General features: G+C 66.6%; 20 protein-coding genes. 10 read left to right on the plus strand and 10 right to left on the minus strand.

The window, feature by feature from the left end:
- Positions 1-141: 141 nt before the first annotated feature.
- Positions 142-1,191: a phosphorylcholine phosphatase gene (gene pchP / locus FHW81_RS08385; protein ID WP_003110458.1), complete on the plus strand. Its 1,050-nt coding sequence runs from the start codon at positions 142-144 to the stop codon at positions 1,189-1,191.
- A gap of 42 nt (positions 1,192-1,233) precedes the next feature.
- On the opposite strand, the gene betT is transcribed toward pchP, so the two are convergent.
- From betT to FHW81_RS08400, 3 genes are all read right to left on the minus strand, one after another.
- Entirely contained in the window at positions 1,234-3,219 is a 1,986-nt protein-coding gene (gene betT / locus FHW81_RS08390) for a choline BCCT transporter BetT (protein ID WP_003096496.1), read from the minus strand.
- 124 nt (positions 3,220-3,343) lie between these two features.
- Positions 3,344-4,837, minus strand: a complete 1,494-nt coding sequence (locus tag FHW81_RS08395; protein WP_003098248.1) for a YifB family Mg chelatase-like AAA ATPase — start codon at positions 4,835-4,837, stop codon at positions 3,344-3,346.
- 40 nt (positions 4,838-4,877) lie between these two features.
- Positions 4,878-5,138 (minus strand): accessory factor UbiK family protein, encoded by a 261-nt coding sequence (locus tag FHW81_RS08400; RefSeq protein WP_003096478.1) that lies wholly within the window; start codon positions 5,136-5,138, stop codon positions 4,878-4,880.
- 439 nt (positions 5,139-5,577) lie between these two features.
- Between FHW81_RS08400 and glnK the strand changes: the two genes are divergently transcribed.
- The 5 genes from glnK to FHW81_RS08425 all read left to right on the plus strand — a co-directional run bounded on the left by glnK (position 5,578) and on the right by FHW81_RS08425 (position 9,694).
- Positions 5,578-5,916, plus strand: coding sequence for a P-II family nitrogen regulator (gene glnK / locus FHW81_RS08405; RefSeq protein ID WP_003096476.1), 339 nt, complete (start codon positions 5,578-5,580; stop codon positions 5,914-5,916).
- A gap of 39 nt (positions 5,917-5,955) precedes the next feature.
- On the plus strand, positions 5,956-7,284 hold the full coding sequence (locus FHW81_RS08410; protein ID WP_003109815.1) for an ammonium transporter: 1,329 nt from the start codon (positions 5,956-5,958) through the stop codon (positions 7,282-7,284).
- A gap of 260 nt (positions 7,285-7,544) precedes the next feature.
- The gene (locus FHW81_RS08415) at positions 7,545-7,970 is read left to right on the plus strand and encodes a secondary thiamine-phosphate synthase enzyme YjbQ (RefSeq protein WP_003096441.1); all 426 of its coding nucleotides are present in this window, start codon (positions 7,545-7,547) and stop codon (positions 7,968-7,970) included.
- A gap of 77 nt (positions 7,971-8,047) precedes the next feature.
- Positions 8,048-8,365, plus strand: coding sequence for a transcriptional regulator SutA (gene sutA, locus FHW81_RS08420; RefSeq protein WP_003098240.1), 318 nt, complete (start codon positions 8,048-8,050; stop codon positions 8,363-8,365).
- Positions 8,366-8,779: 414 nt separating this feature from the next.
- Positions 8,780-9,694 (plus strand): fimbrial protein, encoded by a 915-nt coding sequence (locus tag FHW81_RS08425; protein ID WP_033936226.1) that lies wholly within the window; start codon positions 8,780-8,782, stop codon positions 9,692-9,694.
- 24 nt (positions 9,695-9,718) lie between these two features.
- Here FHW81_RS08425 and FHW81_RS08430 read toward each other — a convergent pair whose 3' ends face one another.
- Entirely contained in the window at positions 9,719-11,095 is a 1,377-nt protein-coding gene (locus tag FHW81_RS08430; RefSeq protein WP_003098233.1) for a PLP-dependent aminotransferase family protein, read from the minus strand.
- 162 nt (positions 11,096-11,257) lie between these two features.
- On the opposite strand from FHW81_RS08430, the gene FHW81_RS08435 reads away from it, so the two are divergent.
- Complete coding sequence (locus tag FHW81_RS08435; RefSeq protein WP_019681875.1) at positions 11,258-12,427, plus strand: MFS transporter; 1,170 nt, start codon at positions 11,258-11,260, stop codon at positions 12,425-12,427.
- 29 nt (positions 12,428-12,456) lie between these two features.
- Here FHW81_RS08435 and FHW81_RS08440 read toward each other — a convergent pair whose 3' ends face one another.
- The 6 genes from FHW81_RS08440 to lptM are packed head-to-tail and all read right to left on the minus strand — an operon-like array spanning position 12,457 to position 17,054.
- Complete coding sequence (locus FHW81_RS08440) at positions 12,457-13,155, minus strand: HAD family hydrolase (RefSeq protein ID WP_003118056.1); 699 nt, start codon at positions 13,153-13,155, stop codon at positions 12,457-12,459.
- Positions 13,152-14,063 (minus strand): tyrosine recombinase XerC, encoded by a 912-nt coding sequence (gene xerC, locus FHW81_RS08445; RefSeq protein WP_003096434.1) that lies wholly within the window; start codon positions 14,061-14,063, stop codon positions 13,152-13,154. The genes FHW81_RS08440 and xerC overlap by 4 nt, the downstream gene beginning before the upstream one ends.
- Positions 14,064-14,082: 19 nt before the next feature.
- On the minus strand, positions 14,083-14,784 hold the full coding sequence (locus FHW81_RS08450) for a DUF484 family protein (protein WP_003096433.1): 702 nt from the start codon (positions 14,782-14,784) through the stop codon (positions 14,083-14,085).
- A gap of 30 nt (positions 14,785-14,814) precedes the next feature.
- Positions 14,815-15,645 carry a diaminopimelate epimerase gene (gene dapF / locus FHW81_RS08455; RefSeq protein WP_003114344.1) on the minus strand — a complete coding sequence of 277 codons (831 nt, stop codon included), beginning with the start codon at positions 15,643-15,645 and terminating at the stop codon, positions 14,815-14,817.
- A gap of 10 nt (positions 15,646-15,655) precedes the next feature.
- Positions 15,656-16,903, minus strand: coding sequence for a diaminopimelate decarboxylase (lysA, locus tag FHW81_RS08460; RefSeq protein ID WP_019682477.1), 1,248 nt, complete (start codon positions 16,901-16,903; stop codon positions 15,656-15,658).
- A gap of 10 nt (positions 16,904-16,913) precedes the next feature.
- Positions 16,914-17,054 (minus strand): LPS translocon maturation chaperone LptM, encoded by a 141-nt coding sequence (gene lptM / locus FHW81_RS08465; protein WP_003096430.1) that lies wholly within the window; start codon positions 17,052-17,054, stop codon positions 16,914-16,916.
- A 253-nt stretch (positions 17,055-17,307) separates the two neighbouring features.
- On the opposite strand from lptM, the gene cyaY reads away from it, so the two are divergent.
- The 3 genes from cyaY to rnk all read left to right on the plus strand — a co-directional run bounded on the left by cyaY (position 17,308) and on the right by rnk (position 18,370).
- On the plus strand, positions 17,308-17,643 hold the full coding sequence (cyaY, locus tag FHW81_RS08470; RefSeq protein ID WP_003121284.1) for an iron donor protein CyaY: 336 nt from the start codon (positions 17,308-17,310) through the stop codon (positions 17,641-17,643).
- Positions 17,621-17,830, plus strand: a complete 210-nt coding sequence (locus tag FHW81_RS08475; RefSeq protein WP_071536992.1) for a DUF1289 domain-containing protein — start codon at positions 17,621-17,623, stop codon at positions 17,828-17,830. The genes cyaY and FHW81_RS08475 overlap by 23 nt, the downstream gene beginning before the upstream one ends.
- Before the next feature lie 135 nt (positions 17,831-17,965).
- Positions 17,966-18,370 carry a nucleoside diphosphate kinase regulator gene (gene rnk, locus FHW81_RS08480; protein ID WP_003096424.1) on the plus strand — a complete coding sequence of 135 codons (405 nt, stop codon included), beginning with the start codon at positions 17,966-17,968 and terminating at the stop codon, positions 18,368-18,370.
- The last annotated feature ends 35 nt before the right edge of the window (positions 18,371-18,405 follow it).

The following is an 18,405-nucleotide window of genomic DNA, read 5'->3' on the forward strand; positions in this document are numbered from 1 at the left end:
ACAACTCCTGGCGCTGACGCGACGTTACAGGTCGCTGCCGTCGCTGGGCCGGGCGCAGGGTTTGCGCTAGGGTCGTTGGTCGTTGCCTGTCGGGAGCGGCAGGGGACGGAGCTTCCTTCCAACCGCCCAAAGGAACCCGCCATGACCTTCGCCAAAGGAATACTCGCCGCGCTGGCGCTCGCCGCCGCAGTCGGCCAGGCCAGCGCCACCGAACTCGAGCACTGGCCGGCCCCCGCCGCCAGGCAACTGAATGCACTGATCGAGGCCAACGCGAACAAGGGCGCCTATGCCGTGTTCGACATGGACAACACCAGCTATCGCTACGACCTGGAAGAATCGCTGCTGCCCTATCTGGAAATGAAGGGCGTGCTGACCCGCGACAGGCTCGACCCTTCGCTGAAACTGATCCCGTTCAAGGACCAGGCCGGGCACAAGGAGAGCCTGTTCAGCTACTACTACCGGCTTTGCGAGATCGACGACATGGTCTGCTATCCCTGGGTCGCCCAGGTGTTCTCAGGCTTCACCCTCAGGGAACTGAAGGGCTATGTCGACGAACTGATGGCCTACGGCAAGCCGATCCCCGCCACCTATTACGACGGCGACAAGCTCGCCACGCTCGACGTCGAGCCGCCGCGCGTGTTCAGCGGCCAGCGCGAGCTGTACAACAAGCTGATGGAAAACGGCATCGAGGTCTACGTGATCAGCGCGGCCCATGAGGAACTGGTGCGGATGGTCGCGGCGGACCCCAGGTATGGCTACAACGCCAAGCCGGAGAACGTCATCGGCGTCACCACCCTGCTGAAGAACCGCAAGACCGGCGAGCTGACCACTGCGCGCAAGCAGATCGCCGAGGGCAAGTACGATCCCAAGGCCAACCTCGACCTGGAGGTGACCCCCTACCTGTGGACCCCGGCGACCTGGATGGCCGGCAAGCAGGCTGCGATCCTCACCTACATCGACCGTTGGAAGCGGCCGATCCTGGTCGCCGGCGATACCCCGGACAGCGACGGTTACATGCTGTTCAACGGCACCGCGGAAAACGGCGTGCACCTGTGGGTCAACCGCAAGGCCAAGTACATGGAGCAGATCAACGGCATGATCAAGCAGCATTCCGCCGCACAGGCCAAGGCCGGCCTGCCGGTGACGGCGGACAGGAACTGGGTGATCGTCACTCCGGAGCAGATCCAGTAGGCGAAACGGCGAGGGGCCGGCATTGGCCGGCCCCCGCATCCCTCAGCGCACCACGTGCAGGAAGTGCATGTGCCGCTCGTACTGGTCGAGGATGTCGCCGATCACGCCGTCGCGGCTCCAGCCCATGATGTCGTAGTCCTGGCCGCCTTCCTGGAGATGGACCTCGGCGCGGAAATACTTGCGCGACTCGCTGCTGTCCTCGGTGTCGCGCATCACGAAGCTCGGCGTGGTGAAGGCGCGCGGACGCACCTCGTAGATGAAATCGACCTCGCCGCCGTGGCTGACTTCCAGCCGAACCCGGCCGTCCTCGCCGTCCTGCACCTGGACTTCGTAGCCCTGCTTGCGCAGTTCGGCGGCGACGTCCTCGCAGGCCGGTCGCGCCACATCGGTGATGAAGCGGTTGACGTGGCTGCGCCTTGGGAACATGGCGATGTTGCGCAGGCGGCGCTGCCAACCGTCGCCCTCGCTTGCGCCGCTGCGCGTGGTGGGGCGGGAGAAGGTCAGCGCCTGGTAGCGGATGCCGCGCTTGGTGGCATCCAGGTGCAGCGCCTTGAACAGGCCCCAGATCGACGCCAGGAGCACGATGGAGAATGGCAGCGCGCTGGCGATGGTCGCGGTTTGCAGCGCCTTGAGGCCATCGGCGAGGAGCAGGGCGATGGCCACCACGCCCATCAGCACCGACCAGAATATCCGCTGCCAGAGCGGCGAGTGGTCCTTGCCGCTGGAGGCCAGCATGTCCACCACCAGCGCGCCGGAGTCGGCCGAGGTGACGAAGAACACCACCACCATCAGCACCGCTACCAGCGAGATCACGCTGCCCAGCGGGAAGTGCTCGAGGAAGGCGAACAGCGCCACCGAACTGTCCTGGTTGACCACTTCGGCCAACTGGGTGAAGCCCTCCTGCAGGACCATGTGGATGGCGGTATCGCCGAACACCGTCATCCACAGCAGGGTGAAGCCGGCCGGGACGAACAGCACGCCGCAGACGAACTCGCGGATGGTGCGGCCGCGCGAGATACGGGCGATGAACAGGCCGACGAAGGGCGACCAGGACAGCCACCAGCCCCAGTACAGCAGGGTCCAGCCGCCGATCCAATCGGTGGGCTCGTAGGCGTACAGGTTGAAGGTCTTGTTGACGATGTCGGACAGGTAGGCCCCGGTGTTCTGCACGTAGGTCTGCAGGAGAAACACGGTCGGCCCGAGGACCAGCACGAAGAGCAGCAGGATCACCGCCAGGCTCAGGTTCAGTTCGGACAGGATGCGGATGCCGCGGTCCAGTCCGCTGGCCACCGAGAGCGTGGCGAGGCCGCAGGTGGCGGCGATCAGGGCGATCTGCACGGTCTGGTTCACCGGCCAGCCGAACAGGTGGTGCAGGCCGCTGTTGATCTGCAGCACGCCGTAGCCGAGCGAAGTCGCCACGCCGAACACGGTGCCGATGATCGCGAAGATATCCACCGCGTGGCCGATGGGGCCGTAGATACGTTCGCCGATCAGCGGATACAGCGCCGAGCGCAGGGTCAGCGGCAGGCCGTGGCGATAGCTGAAGAAGGCCAGGATCAGCGCGACGATGGCGTAGATCGCCCAGGCATGCAGGCCCCAGTGGAAGAAGGTCAGCTTCATCGCTTCCTTCGCCGCCTGCACGGTGTTCGGCTCGCCCACCGGCGGGGTGGTGAAGTGCATCACCGGTTCGGCAACGCCGAAGAACATCAGGCCGATGCCCATGCCGGCGGAGAACAGCATGGCGAACCAGGTGGTGTTGCGGTAGTCGGGACGACTGTGGTCGGGGCCGAGCTTGATGTCGCCGTAGCGGCTGACGGCGAGGAACACCACGCTGATCAGGATCAGCGCCACGGCCAGTACGTAGAACCAGCTAGCGTTGGTGATGATCCATTGCTGGACGTGGTTGAACAGCGATTGCGCTTCTTCCTGGAGGAGGACGGTAAACAGCACCAGGGCCAGGATCAGGGCGGCGGAGGTATAGAAGACCGGAGGATTCAGGGTGCTCCGGGGGGTAGTGGGTGTCTCCATGTAAGCTAGCTCTCCTTGTGATCGGATTGCCCGCCGAAGGCGGAAGACGAAACAGCCTAACACATCGTGATAGCTAATTTGATTCGAAAAGCCTTAATCGATAGCTTTGCTGAATTATTACGCTTCACGTGGAGGTCATTGCCCGATACTGCAGGGCTTCCGCCAGGTGCCGGCGTTCGATGGCATCGATGCGCTCCAGGTCGGCCAGCGTCCGGGCCACCTTGAGTATGCGATGCAAGGCGCGCAAGGAAAGTTCCAGGCGCTCTCCGGCAGCCTCCAGCCAGCGGCGGTCCGCTTCGGCGAGTGCACAATTGCGGTGCATCGCCTGGAGATCGAGATGGGCATTGGCGCAGCCCTGGCGGGCCAGTTGCCGTTGCCGTGCGGCGCCCACCCGTTCGCTGACCTCGGCGGTAGCGGTTTCGCCGTGTCCTGGCTGCAGGCTGGTGCTTTCGCGGAGCACGCTGACGTGCAGGTCGATGCGATCGAGCAGCGGTCCGGACAGCTTGCCCCGGTAGCGCTGGACCTGTTCCGGGGTGCAGCGGCAGCGGCCACTGGGATCGCCGAGGTAGCCACAGGGACAGGGATTCATCGCCGCCACCAGTTGGAAGCGCGCCGGGAAACGTACCCGGCCGTTGGCCCGGGCAATGACGATCTCGCCGCTTTCCAGCGGCTCGCGCAGGACCTCCAGGACCTTGCGCTCGAACTCCGGCAGTTCGTCGAGGAACAGCACGCCCTGGTGCGCCAGGGTGATCTCGCCCGGCTGCGGGCGGCTGCCGCCGCCGACCAGGGCCGGCGCGGAGGCGGAGTGGTGCGGCTGGCGGAACGGTCGCTGCGGCCAGTGCCTGAGGGGGACGTGGCTGGCCACCGAATGGATCGCCGCGACCTCCAGGGCTTCGTCCTCGTCGAGCGCCGGCAGCAGGCCGGGCAGGCGGCTGGCCAGGAGGGTCTTGCCGGTGCCCGGCGGGCCGCTGAGCAACAGGTTGTGCGCGCCGGCGGCGGCCACCAGCAGGGCGCGCTTGGCGGCGGCCTGGCCCTGGACCTCGGCCAGATCTGGATAAGGGAAGGGCGCGCGGAGCAGGCCGCGGGCCTGGTAGGGCGGCAGCGGGGCCTGGCCGGAGAGGTGTCCGGCGATCTCCAGCAGGTGGTCCACGGCGAACACCGTCAGCCCGCTGGCCAGGCTGGCCTCTTCGGCATTTTCCTTCGGTACCACCAGAACGCGCCTTGCGTCGCGCGCCGCCAGCGCGGCCGGCAATACGCCTCGCACTGGCCGGATCGCCCCGGACAGGGCCAGTTCGCCGAGGCACTCCAGGCCGTCGAGGGCGGTGCCGGGCAACTGGCCGCTGGCGGCGAGGATGCCGAGTGCGATGGCCAGGTCGAAGCGACCGCCGTCCTTGGGTAGGTCGGCGGGGGCGAGGTTGAGGGTGATGCGCCGCGCGGGGAAGTCGAAACCGGCATTGAGCAGGGCGCTGCGCACGCGGTCCTTGCTCTCGCGCACCGCGGTTTCCGGCAGGCCGACCAGGGTCAGCGAAGGCAGGCCGTTGGCCAGGTGCGCCTCGACGCTGACGCAGGGGGCTTCGACGCCGACCTGGGCTCGGCTGTGGACAATCGCCAGGGACATGGATCGCTCCTTGATCTCACGCCGCTCGCAGGGGGGAGGATCAGTCGGCGGGCGGCGTCAGCTTGCTTTCGAGTTCCGCCACCTTGGCCTCCAGGGCTTCCAGCCGTGCGCGAGTGCGGGCGAGGACCAGCATCTGGCTGTCGAACTCCTCGCGGCTGACCAGGTCGAGCTTGCTGAAGGCGCTCTGCATCAGGGCGCGGAACTGCGACTCCAGCTCGGCCTTGGGCAACGGCGATTCGCCGGCGAACAGGCGGCTGGCTTGTTGGCTGAGGGCTTCGAAGACGGCTTTGGGCGGCAGCATGGCGAGGGTTCCGGTAACGAGTGGGCGGCAGTCTAGCACGATGTCGGCGGCGCTCGCGGGAGGGCCATTGCACACTTTTTGCGCAACTGTCGGAGCGCGTCTGTGCCTATTTGGTGCGCCGCCCGGAGCCCGGCGTTCCGCACTATCCCCGGGTTGGCGGCTAAGAGCTTGAAATCCGGCGGATTTGCCGGAGCTGGCAAGCTTTCTGCTTTGGCCGGGGTGAGGCGTGCACTGAAGCAGTACCGGTGCGGCAGATGAGGCGGTTGCGGGAGGCCGGCAGGTTGCGGCATCGAACGGCCGCAGCAGGGCCAGGTCGGGGCGGAGGGTCCCGATCATGCTTCCCAGAGGGACCGGCGCGTTACAAAGCCAGACACTGCGCTTAGACTGTCCTCGGGTTCGTTTTCCTGGGGCGAGTCCACCAAACACGGGAGAGAGTTTCATGAAGCTAGTCACTGCCATCATCAAGCCGTTCAAGTTGGACGACGTCCGCGAGTCGTTGTCCGAGATCGGTGTGCAGGGCATCACGGTGACCGAGGTCAAGGGTTTCGGCCGGCAAAAGGGCCACACCGAGCTGTATCGCGGCGCCGAGTACGTCGTCGACTTCCTGCCCAAGGTGAAGATCGACGTGGCGATCGCCGACGACCAGCTGGACCGCGTCATCGAGGCGATCACCAAGGCGGCCAATACCGGCAAGATCGGTGACGGCAAGATCTTCGTGGTGAACCTGGAACAGGCCATCCGCATCCGTACCGGCGAAACCGATACCGACGCGATCTAAGCCCAACCGAACCCCCAAAAGCCCCAGGAGAATACCAACATGACTCTGCGTAAGATCGCAGGGCTAGGAGCCCTATTGTCCCTCGCTTTGCCGGGCGTCGCCCTGGCCGCCGAGGAGCCCGTCCTGAACAGCGGCGACACCGCCTGGATGCTGATCTCCACTGCGCTCGTCCTGCTCATGACCATCCCCGGCCTGGCGCTGTTCTACGGCGGCATGGTGCGAGCGAAGAACGTGCTGTCGATCATGATGCAGTGCTTCGCCATCACCGGCCTGATCACCATTCTCTGGGTGGTCTATGGCTACAGCCTGGCGTTCGATACCGCCGGGATGGAGAAGGGCGTCCTCAACTTCAATTCCTTCGTCGGCGGACTGGACAAGGCCTTCCTCAGCGGTCTCACCGCCGACGGCCTGACTTCCGCCACCGCGCTGTTCCCGGAAAGCGTGTTCATCACCTTCCAGATGACCTTCGCGATCATCACTCCGGCGCTGATCGTCGGCGCCTTCGCCGAGCGCATGAAGTTCTCGGCGATGCTGATCTTCATGGCGGTCTGGTTCACCGTGGTCTACGCGCCGATCGCGCACATGGTCTGGAGCGGTGACGGCGCCCTGATGTGGGACTGGGGCGTGCTGGACTTCGCCGGCGGCACCGTGGTGCACATCAACGCCGGTATCGCCGGTCTGGTCGCCTGCCTGGTGCTGGGCAAGCGCAAGGGCTACCCGACCACGCCGATGGCGCCGCACAACCTCGGCTACACCTTGGTCGGGGCGGCCATGCTGTGGATCGGCTGGTTCGGTTTCAACGCCGGTTCCGCCGCCGCCGCCAACGGCACCGCCGGGATGGCCATGCTGGTGACCCAGATCGCCACCGCCGCCGCGGCCCTGGCCTGGATGTTCGCCGAGTGGATCACCCACGGCAAGCCGAGCGCCCTGGGCATCGCGTCCGGCGTGGTCGCCGGTCTGGTGGCCATCACCCCGGCCGCCGGCACCGCCGGTCCGATGGGCGCGCTGGTGATCGGCCTGGCCTCCGGGGTGATCTGTTTCTTCGCCGCCACCAGTCTCAAGCGCGCGCTGAAATACGACGATTCCCTCGACGCCTTCGGCGTACATGCGGTCGGCGGTATCGTCGGCGCGCTGCTCACCGGGATCTTCGCGGCGCCGTCGCTGGGCGGCTTCGGCAGCGTGGAGGACATCGGCGCGCAGTTCTTCGTGCAGTTCAAGGGCGTGGCCTTCACCGTGGTCTACACCGCCGTGGTGACCTTCGTGATCCTCAAGGTGCTGGACCTGGTCATGGGCCTGCGGGTCACCGAGGAAGAGGAAGCGGTCGGCCTCGACCTGGCGCTGCACAACGAGCGCGGCTACAACCTGTAATACCTGCCGGCGCCCGGCTTTCCGCCGGGCGTCGGTTTGCCTCCCGCGCTCGCCTTCGCCGAACGCCATGCCCTTGTGCGTCGAAAGTCCTGGGCGCTTCCCGCGACTGCCACCACCTTTCCGCAACCGGTCTTTCAGTGACTGCCAGCGGACTGCGCCACCATCAGCTTTCACAGGTCTGCCTCTTACGCTCTTTGCTTTTTCAAATGCCGCGCTAGAATGCGCGGCGCGACGGATCGGAGCCGATTTGGAACAGCAGCATGTGGCAGCAGACCCTGATCACCTTGCGCCCGCGTCCGCGGGGCTTTCACCTCGTCACCGAGGAGATACTCGACGCCTTGCCGGAGCTTCGGCGGTGCCGGGTCGGCCTGCTGCACCTGCTTTTGCAACATACGTCGGCTTCACTGACCCTGAATGAAAATGCCGATCCTGCCGTACGCCGGGATTTCGAGCGTTTTTTCGAGCGGCTGGCGCCACGCGGCGAAGTCGGCTATGAACACAACGACGAAGGTCCGGACGACCTTCCGGCGCATTTCAAGGCCAGCCTGCTGGGCTGCCAACTGACCCTGCCGATACAGTCGGGAGGGTTGGCACTGGGCACCTGGCAGGGGATCTATCTCGGTGAACACCGGGACAGGGGCGGGGCACGGCGCGTGCTCGCCACCTGGCAGGGCGAGTCAGTATGAATTTTTTCCGGCGGCGCTCATCAAAACGCGCGGCTGGGCTATAACTAACCTGCTTTTGCAGCACCGAGAGGTTGACCATGAGCGAAGAAGAACTGGAACAGGACGAGCTGGACGGCGCTGACGAGGACGACGGCGAAGAGCTGGCCGCGGCCGACGACGGCGAAGCGGACAGCGGCGACGGCGACGAGGCCCCCGCCCCCGGGAAGAAGGCGAAAGCCGCCGTGGTGGAAGAGGAGCTGCCCTCGGTCGAAGCCAAGCAGAAAGAGCGTGACGCCCTCGCCAAGGCGATGGAGGAGTTCCTTTCCCGCGGTGGAAAGGTGCAGGAGATCGAACCCAACGTGGTGGCCGATCCGCCGAAGAAGCCGGACAGCAAGTACGGCAGCCGCCCCATCTGATTTCGCGCCATCCCAAGGCCCGCCTCCCGCAAGGGATGGCGGGCCTTGTGCTATGGCGCCGGTCACTTTGACAGGCCGCCGCATCCCGGTTGGCGAGCCGATCTTTCGCCTGTTCAGGCACGGCTGGCGACGGGCCAAGGCCTTTTCCTTTCCGGTGGCAGCGCTACCGTTCCACATCGTCAACCGAAGCTGCTTGCCATCCAGGCGCTCCAAGCGGCGTCCGGGGTTGCCGGAGAGCGAGCTGTAGAGCTTGCTTAAGAATTTTCCTAGCGATTCTTAGGCGGATTCGCGGAGCCGTGTAGGTCCTGTCTTATGGCTCCTTTCCAGGTGTTCTGAAAAGATTATCCACCCATCAAGTTCACTCCGGTTCCGGCGGATTTTCCCGGACATGCCGGACACATCGGTTGTCATCCCATGGAGTTCAAGACGTTCCGTCGAACCCTGCTGCTTGCGGCAGTCCTGTTCGTTCCCGCCGGCACCAGCATGGCTGCCAATCTGTACGCTTTCGGCGGCCGCGATATCGCCGTGCCCTCGATCCTTCCCGAGGGAAGTGTCATGTCGCGCTACACGTTCACTCCCATGCAACTGTGCGGCAAGCCCAGCTGCGATCTCATCGGCGTCTCTCTGTACAACAAGGGAAGTGTCTGGGACCCGATCGATGGTCCGGACCTGAATACCAACGTGCCGGGCCTCTCGGTGCGCCTGCTGCTGGATGGCATACCGGCGAGCAGCCGTTTCAAGGGCACTTTCTCGCAAATCGCGGAGATCCAGTTGTTCCGCAACTCGACGCCGCTCTCCGACGGCCAGTTCGCGAGCGGAGCCTTCAACTCGTACTTCCTCATTACCTACAAGGACGGGCTTATTGCGTCTGGCACCTCCTCCATCAGGTTGACCGGGAGCGTCACCACGATCAATGCGACCTGCCAGGTCGCCGACCAGACCGTGAAGCTGCAGTCGATCGCTGCCGTCCGGCTGAACGGCGTCGGCACCTACGCGGCCGTTACCCCGTTCAATCTCGTAGTGGCCGGCTGTCCTCGCGGGTACAACCGCGTCGGCTACAGCCTTCAAGCGGTGGGGGGCGCGGTGGCCGAAGGCTCGGGTGTGCTGCCGCGCCTGGCGGGCAGCACCGCGACCGGCGTATCGATCCGGGTCACCGACGAGGCCGGCGTGCCGCTACGGATGGGACTCTCGTTGCCGGTGACCGCGTACGACAAGAACACCGGCGGGGCGTACTGGATCCCGATGAAAGCGTCCTATGTGCAGACCGCCGAGAAAATCACGCCCGGCTCGGTCCTGGCCGCGATGGTGATCCTGCTCGACTACCAGTGAGGCAGGGGAGGGCAAGAGCGCGCCTCACCCGAACGCCTCGAAGAACGCCAGGGCCCGCGGGTCGCTGGCATAGGCGATGTTGATACGCAGCCAGTCGCTCTCCTCGCCTTCCGGGCTGAAGCCGCTGCCCGGCGACAGCAGCACGTCCAGGCGTGTCGCCACGGCCTGCAATTCGGCGAACGGGTAGTCGCCGATACGGGCCCAGACGAACATCCCGCCGACCGGTTCGGCGAACACCTCCCAGCCGTTGTCCCCAAGCACCCGCAGGGTCGCCGCCATCTGCCGGGTCAGGCGCTGGCGCAGGCGTTGCACCAGCTTGCGGTAACTGCCGTTGGCGAGCATGGTCGAGACCACGCATTCGGCGAAGCGCTGGCTGCCGATGCTGGTGTACATCTTCACATCCGCCAGGCGCCGGATCAGCTCGGGGCCGGCGATCAGGTAGCCGACCCGTAGCGAGCAACTGAGGGTCTTCGAAAAGCTCGCCAGGTAGATCACCCGGCGCAGCGAATCGAGGGTTGCCAGGCGGGTGCTGGGGCCGTTCTGGAAGTCGGCGTAGATGTCATCCTCGACGATGTGGAAATCATGCTGCTCGGCCAGTTGCAGCACGCGGTGGGCCACTGAGGGGCTGAGGCTGGTGCCGGTGGGGTTGTGGTACATGCTGTTGGTGAAAAGGAACTTCGGCTTGTGCGCGCGGAGGATCGTCTCCAGCGCGGCGGTGTCCGGGCCGTGGCGGGTGCGCGGCACGCCGAGCATCTTCACCCCGTGGAACTTCAGCAGGTTGAACAGGTTGTAGTAGCCGGGGTTCTCCACCACCACCACGTCGCCCGGCTTGAGCAGCGTGCGTACCAACAGGTCGAGGGCATGGCTGGCGCCGGTGGTGGTGAGGATCTGCTCCGGGTCGACATGGATATCGATCAGCCGCAGGCGTTTCTGGATGTGCTGGCGCAGCGCCGGCAGGCCCAGCGGAGTGCTGTAGTCGAACAGCCCGGCGAGTTCGCTGCGGGCGACCTGGCGGATCGCGTAGCTGAGTTCCTCGACTTCCCGCCAACTGTCCGGAATCCAGCCGCAGCCGAGCTTGAGTTTCGTCGAGCTGCCGCTGAACTGGCCCCATGCGTTTTCCGCGCCTTCGTGCCATTCGCTGTCGAGGTCGGTAGTGGCGGCGGGCGCCTCGGCGACGAAGAACCCCGAGCCGTGCCGCGATTCCAGCATCCCCAGGGCGACCAGGCGGTCGTAGGCCTCGATCACGCTGGACTGGCTGAGCTGGTTTTCCCTGGCCAACTGGCGTATCGACGGAATCCGCGTGCCGGCGCGGACGCGATTGCCGCGGATCCAGCCGCTGACCCCTGCGACGATCTGCTGCACCAGCGGCTCGCTGGCATTGCGGTCGATCCGGAGGTGCATGCCTGACTCACTGTTTGGTCTTTTGGGGCGAACAGTTAAGCACAAATCCGAACAGCTGTTACTTGTTCCGTAGCGCCGCCGCGCCGGATAGTCGACGCCTCTTCTCGCGGGCTAGCCAATGCCCACCGCTCTGCCGCGGCAGGCCCTTGAACGGAGAAACGCATGAGCAATACCCGTCGCCACGCCGCATGCCTGGCTTTCGGCCTGTGCCTGATCACCTTGGCGGTGAACCTCCAGGCGCCGCTGTACACCGCCTACGCGGAGCTTTCCGGCTACGGCGCGGCAGCTACCGCCAGCGCTTTCTCCGGCTATGTGCTCGGCGTACTGCCGGTGCTGCTGGTACTCGGCGGGTTGTCCGATCGGATCGGGCGCAAGCCGCCGATCGTCGTCGCGCTGCTGCTGTCGATGGTGGCCACCCTGGTGATGGCGCTCTGGCCGCGCCTGGAGGCGCTCGGCATGGCGCGCCTGTTGCTCGGCGTCGGCACGGCCCTGGCATCGGCCACCGGGACGGCCTACATGAGCGAACTGATCGCGGGCGGGGATTCCCGCACCTCGGCCAACTGGGTGACCGCCAGCACCTCGCTCGGCTTCGGCCTCGGCGCGGCACTGACCAGTCTGTTCCTGCTGTTCCGGGAGAGCCTGGTGCCCGGCAGCTTCTGGGTCCAGCTGGGACTGGCCTGCGTGGCCCTGGCGGCGGTGGCGGGCCTGCCGGACGAGGCGCCGCGCGGGCGCGATACGCCGATGCTGCGGCTGCCGTTCTTTCCCGCCGGCAGCCTGCCGTACGGCCTCTCGATCCTGCTGGCATGGGCCACTGTGGGTCTGGTCATCGCGGTCCTGCCTTCGCTGCTGGCGGCCCACGGGCTGGCGCGCTGGTCGGGCTTCTCGACCTTCACCGTGATCAGCTGCGGCCTGCTGTTCCAGCCGCTGGCGCGGCGGATGGCGCCGGCCTCGGCGACCTGCCTGGGGCTGGTGATCCTGCCGCCGAGCTATGCCCTGCTGGCCTGGGGCGCGATCCACGGCTCACTGGCTGCGGTGCTGTTCGGTGCGCTGGGCGCGAGCAGTTCCTGCTACGGCTTCACCTACCTGGGCGGGCTGTCGGCGGTGAATGTCCTGGCCGGTGCGGAAAAGCCGCGGGCCAGCGCGGGCTACTTCCTGTTGGCCTACCTCGGCTTCAGCCTGCCGGTGATCTTCACCGGGTTGATCGCGGATCGCTTCGGTGCGTCGACGGCGTTGCTGCTTTTCGGCGTGTCGCTGACGTTGGCTGCCGTTGCGGTGGCGTTTTCCATCTTGCGCGGGGTCGGGCGCTTAAAGGCCAGCGCTTCGCGTGCCTAGGCGCTACCCGCGACCGGGGGCCCGGTCCGTCATTGCAGGCGGGCGAGCAGGGCCGGCAGCTCGGCGAGGCTGCGGATCTCCGCGCTCGGCTCTTCCTCCCCGGCCCAGGGCTTGCCGCTTGGGTTGAACCAGATGGCACGCATGCCGGCGCGGCGCGCTCCGGCGATGTCGTCGCTGGGGTGGTCGCCGATGTGTATCGCTGCCGAGGCCTCGACGCCGGCGCGCTTCAGGGCTTCGCGGAATGGCGTCGGGTCGGGCTTGCCGACGCCCAGTTCTTCGGCGCAGAGGGCGAACCGGAAGTAGTCGGCCAGGCCCAGGCGGCGCACGTCGGCGTTACCGTTGGTGAGCACGCCGAGGGTGAAGCGGTCGGCGAGGATCTCCAGGGTCGGGTGGACCTCGGGAAACAGGGTGACCCGGTGGCGCGCTTCGAGGAATACCTGGAAACCGGCCTCGGCCAGGCTTTCCGCCTCCGCCTGTGGATAACCGGCGTCGAGCAGGGCATGGAACAGGATGCGCCGGCGCAGCTCGCTGAGACGGTGGCGCAGCATCGGCTCGCGATCCAGCAGGCGGGTGCGGATCGCCCACAGGTGCTCGATGGGTACCGGACCCAGGCGCGCGGCGTTGCTCGCCAGCCATTCGCGGAGCAGGGCCTCGGCGTTGTTCATCACCGGGGCGACGTCCCACAGGGTGTCGTCGAGGTCGAAGGTGATCAGTCGCAGGCTGCTCATGGGTCGTTGCCTCCATCGGCGTTGCCCTTGCGCTTGGCGCGGGGATGGGCGCGGTCGTAGACCGAGGCCAGGTGCTGGAAGTCCAGGTGGGTATAGATCTGGGTCGTGGCGATGTCGGCGTGGCCGAGCAGTTCCTGCACGGCGCGCAGGTCGCCGGACGACTCCAGCAGATGGCTGGCGAAGGAGTGCCGCAGCATGTGCGGGTGCAGGTGCTGGCCCAGCTCGCGGACGCCGGCCTGGCGCACCCGCAGCTGGATCGCCCGTGGCGTCAGGCGCTTGCCGCCGCGGCCGATGAACACCGCACCGTCTTCCGGAGCGGCCTGGGCGCGCAGCGGCAGCCAGGCTTCGAGCGCCTGGCGCGCGGCCTTGCCGACTGGCAGCTCGCGGACCTTGTTGCCCTTGCCGCGCACTCGCACCAGGCCTTCCTTGAGGTCCAGCCATTCGAGATCGAGGCCGACCAGTTCCGAGAGGCGCAGCCCGGAGGAATAGAACAGCTCCAGCAGGGCCTGGTCGCGGCGGGCGATGAAGTCATCCTCCACGGCACCGTCGAGCAATTGCAGGGCGCGGTCGGCGTCGAGGGTCCTGGGCAGCTTGCGCGGACTCTTCGGCGCGCTCAGGCCGTTGGCAGGGTCGTGCCGGCAGCGCCCTTCGCGTAGCAGGTACTGGTAGAGGCCGCGCGTCGCCGAGAGCAGCCGTGCCAGGCTGCGGCTGGACTGGCCCTGCTGGTGCAGGCGGGCGACGAAGGTGCGCAGGCTGCGGGTGTCGAGGGCGTTCCAGTCGGAGAGCCCGGCCTTTTCGGCGAGGGCGAGGATCTTCAGCAGGTCGCGGCGGTAGCCGTCGAGGGTGTGCGCGGAGACCTGGCGCTCGCTGCGCAGATGTTCGAGGAAGGCATCCAGGTCGGCGCGCATCTCGGACCGCCCGCCGCGCTCAGCGGACCGAGCGCAGCGGCGAGGAGAAACGCGGCAGCACGCGGGCCAGGACCTCGGCGACGTAGCCGAGGAACAGGGTGCCGAGGGAACTCTTGTAATGCTGCGGATCGGGACTGCCGATGGCGAGCACGCCGTGCAGGCCCTGGAAACTCAGGGAGACCACCGCTGCGGAGCCGATCTCGTCGCGGTCGCTCTCGCCGAAGAGAAACGCCAGTTCGTGCGGACGCAGCACGCCGCAGACGGTCTTGCCGCCGGAGAGCAGGCCGCCGATGGCCTGGTGCGCCTCCGCGCTGCTCACCGAGCGGCCCACCGAGACGCTACTGTCGCTGAACAGGATCAGGCTCACGTAGGGCACCTGGAACTCGTGGCGCAGGCTGTCCTCGACGGTACTGACCACGTCTTCCAGGCTGGTGGCGTCGAGCAGGTCGAGGACCAGGCGGCGGGTCTTGTCGAACAGGCGGTCGTTCTCGCGGGCCACGTCCATCAGTTGCGAGAGCCGGTGGCGCATCTCGATGTTGCGCTCGCGCAGCAGGCGTACCTGGCGCTCCACCAACGACACTGCGTCGCCGGGCTGGTGTGGGATGCGCAACTCGGGGATCAGCTCGTCATGCTCGACGAAGAACTCCGGGTGCTGGCTCAGATAGGCGGCCACCTGCTCGGCGTCCAGCGCTGCTGTCGGTTCCTGGCTTTTCTCGGTCATAAGCGTCTCGGTTCTCGCGGGCGACGGCCCTTACAGGCGGACCTGGCCTTCATACACGCGGACGGCAGGCCCGGTCATCATAACGGGCTGGCCGGGACCTGCCCACTCGATGTGCAGGCGGCCGCCGGGGAGGTCGATCTGCACCGGCGATTGCAGCCAGCCCTGGCGAATCCCGGCAACCGCCGCGGCGCAGGCGCCGGTGCCGCAGGCTTGGGTCTCGCCGACGCCGCGCTCCCAGACGCGCAGGCGCGCATGGTGCGGATCGAGCACCTGGAGGAAGCCGATGTTGGCCTTCTTCGGGAAGCGCGGATGGACTTCCAGTTGCGGACCGAGGCTGTGTACCGGTGCGCTGTCGACGTTCTCGACGCGCAGCACGCCATGGGGATTGCCCATGGATACCGCGGCCAGTTCGACGCGCTGGCCATTCACCTCTATCTCATAGGACAAGGCTTCGCGCTCGGCCTGGAACGGTATCTCGGCCGGGGCCAGGCGCGGCGGACCCATGTCCACCGTGACCTGGCCGTCCGGGCGGATATTCAGCTCGATGATGCCGCCCTTGGTTTCTACGCGGATGCTCTTCTTCACCGTCAGGCGCTTGTCCTGAACGAAGCGGGCGAAGCAGCGAGCGCCGTTGCCGCACTGCTCGACCTCGGAGCCGTCGGCGTTGAAGATCCGGTAGCGGAAGTCGACGTCGGGGCTGCTCGGGGCTTCGACGATCAGCAACTGGTCGAAGCCGATTCCGGTGTTGCGGTCGCCCCAGAGCTTGACGTGCTTGGGCTGCACATGGGCGTGCTGGCTGACCAGGTCGAGGACCATGAAGTCGTTGCCCAGGCCATGCATCTTGGTGAAGCGCAAAAGCATGGTCTGGGCCTCACTGCGGCAGCAGGCTTTCGCCGGCGTAGAGCTCTTGGACGGTCTCGCGGCGACGGACCTCGTGGGTCTGCTCGCCATCCACCAGCACCTCGGCGGCGCGGCCGCGGGTGTTGTAGTTCGAGCTCATGACGAAGCCGTAGGCGCCGGCCGAGCGCACCGCCAGGAGGTCGCCTTCGGCGAGCGCCAGGTCGCGATCCTTGGCGAGGAAGTCACCGGTCTCGCAGATCGGCCCGACCAGGTCGTAGCGGCGCGGCGCGGCGTCGCGCGGGCGTACCGCCTGCACGTCCATCCAGGCCTGGTAGAGAGCCGGGCGGATCAGGTCGTTCATCGCCGCGTCGACGATGGCGAAATCCTTGTGCTCGGTGTGCTTGAGGTACTCGACACGGGTCAGCAGCACGCCGGCGTTGGCGACGATGGACCGGCCCGGCTCGAACACCAGGGTCAGGTCGCGGCCGTTCAGGCGCTCGCGGACGGCGCGGATGTAGTCGCCGGCCAGCGGCGGCTGTTCGTCGCGGTAGCGCACCCCGAGGCCACCACCGAGGTCCAGGTGGCGAATGCCGATGCCTTTGCCGGCCAGGCGGTCGACCAGCCCGAGCAGGCGCTCGAGGGCGTCGAGGAAGGGCTCCAGCTGGGTCAACTGCGAACCGATGTGGCAGTCGACGCCGATCACCTCCAGGTGATCAAGCTCGGCGGCGCGGGCGTAGACCGCCTCGGCCTCGTCGATGGCGATGCCGAACTTGTTCTCTTTCAGGCCGGTGGAGATATAGGGGTGGGTCTGGGCGTCCACGTCCGGGTTGACCCGCAGCGATACCGGCGCTTTCACGCCGAGTTCCGCAGCTACCCGTTGCAGGCGCTCCAGCTCTTCGCCGGACTCGACGTTGAAGCAGTGCACGCCGACTTCCAGGGCGCGGCGCATGTCGTCGCGGGTCTTGCCGACGCCGGAGAACACCACCTTGGCCGGATCGCCGCCGGCGGCCAGGACACGCTCCAGCTCACCGCGGGAAACGATGTCGAAACCGGCGCCGAGGCGCGCCAGCACATTCAGCACCCCGAGGTTGGAGTTGGCCTTGACCGCGAAGCAGACCAGATGCGGCATGCCGGCGAGGGCATCGGCATAGGCGCGGTACTGGGCCTCGATGTGTGCGCGGGAATAGACGTAGGTGGGCGTGCCGAAACGCTCGGCGATGCGGGAAAGCGCCACCCCTTCCGCGAACAGCTCACCGTCGCGGTAACTGAATGTGTCCATGGGCGCTCTCTCAGAAACCGTAGCGGTCTTTGCTGTGTTCTTTCTTGGCTTTTTCGTCGTCCGGCAGGTACAGCGGGCCTTTCTGGCCGCAGGCGGCGATGGAGCCGGCGAGGAGGGCGAGCGCGACGAAGGACAGGAACAGCCGCTTCATGACGGAATCCTTGTAGAAAACGTGAATTGTTCCGGAGTATACCGACCCCCCGGCGCCTTGCCTATGCGAGCCGGATCAGGTGTGCCGGGGCTTGCAGGGGAATGGCCTGCGGCAGAGGGGATGCCGGCGTTTTCCGCGAGCGTCGCGGCAAAACAGCGCGGACTACGGCAATACCAGCGTAGAATTGTCGGAATAGGGCAAGACGAAGGTAGTCGTCCGCCTTTTTTCCCGTTAGCGAATGCCGAGGCAATGCATGAGTACGATGAATGAAGCGCGTTTCCACGACCTGGTCGATGCGCTCCAGCAGCAGGTGGAAGACGCCTTCGATGACAGCGACCTGGACCTCGACCTGGAGAACGCCGGCGGCGTGCTCACCGTACGCTTCGAGAACGGCTCGCAGCTGATCCTCAGCCGCCAGGCGCCGTTGCGCCAGCTGTGGGTGGCGGCGAAGTCGGGCGGCTTCCACTTCGATTACGACGAGGCCAGCGGCCTCTGGCGCCACGATGGCAGCCAGGAACCGCTGGGCGCGCTGCTCAACCGGGCGACCCTGGAGCAGGGGGGCGAGGATGTCGAGTTCCCCGGCCTCTGAGGCTTCGCCGCCGGTGGTGCCCTCGCCTTGCCGGCGCCTGTGCTGCCTCGACGATGCGGACGTTTGCGTCGGCTGCGGACGTTCCCTGGCGGAAATCCGCGAGTGGGGCAAGGCCGACGATTCCCGCCGCTTGCAGATCAGGTCACAGGCCGCTCGACGCCAGTCGCTGGCGGGCCGTCTCTCCTGATAGGGGGGATGTTGCTAATTCCTGCGACTGTGTTAGTGTCCGGGAAAACCCCGCCTTCGGGCGGGGTTTTTGCTTTTTTGCGATTCCTGCTTTTCATCGATCAACCGAACCGGACCAAGGAGCACGCCTGCGATCATGAGCACGCCGCCGATCACCATCACTCGTCTGGACCTGCAGCGCCTGGAGCGCCTGCTGGATGGCCTGGACGAATTCGGACCCGCCGCCGAGGCGCTGGAGGCCGAACTGTCGCGCGCCCAGGTGGTGGGGCATGACGAGATTCCGCCGGGCGTCGTGACCATGAACTCCACCGTGCGCTGCCGCGAGGAAAGCAGCGGCAAGGAGTACACCCTGACCCTGGTCTATCCCGAAGACGTCGCCGGCGAAGGCAAGGTCTCGATCCTCGCGCCGGTGGGCACCGCGCTGCTGGGCCTGACCATCGGCCAGACCATCGACTGGCCGGCGCCGAGCGGCAAGACGCTGAAGCTGACCCTGCTGGAAATCGAATACCAGCCGGAAGCCGCCGGCGACTACGCGCGCTGATCGGTTTTCGCCCGTCGCCATTCGGCGACGGGCTT

This window comes from Pseudomonas sp. RC10-4-2, from assembly GCF_050433085.1.
Taxonomy (GTDB): domain Bacteria; phylum Pseudomonadota; class Gammaproteobacteria; order Pseudomonadales; family Pseudomonadaceae; genus Pseudomonas; species Pseudomonas aeruginosa.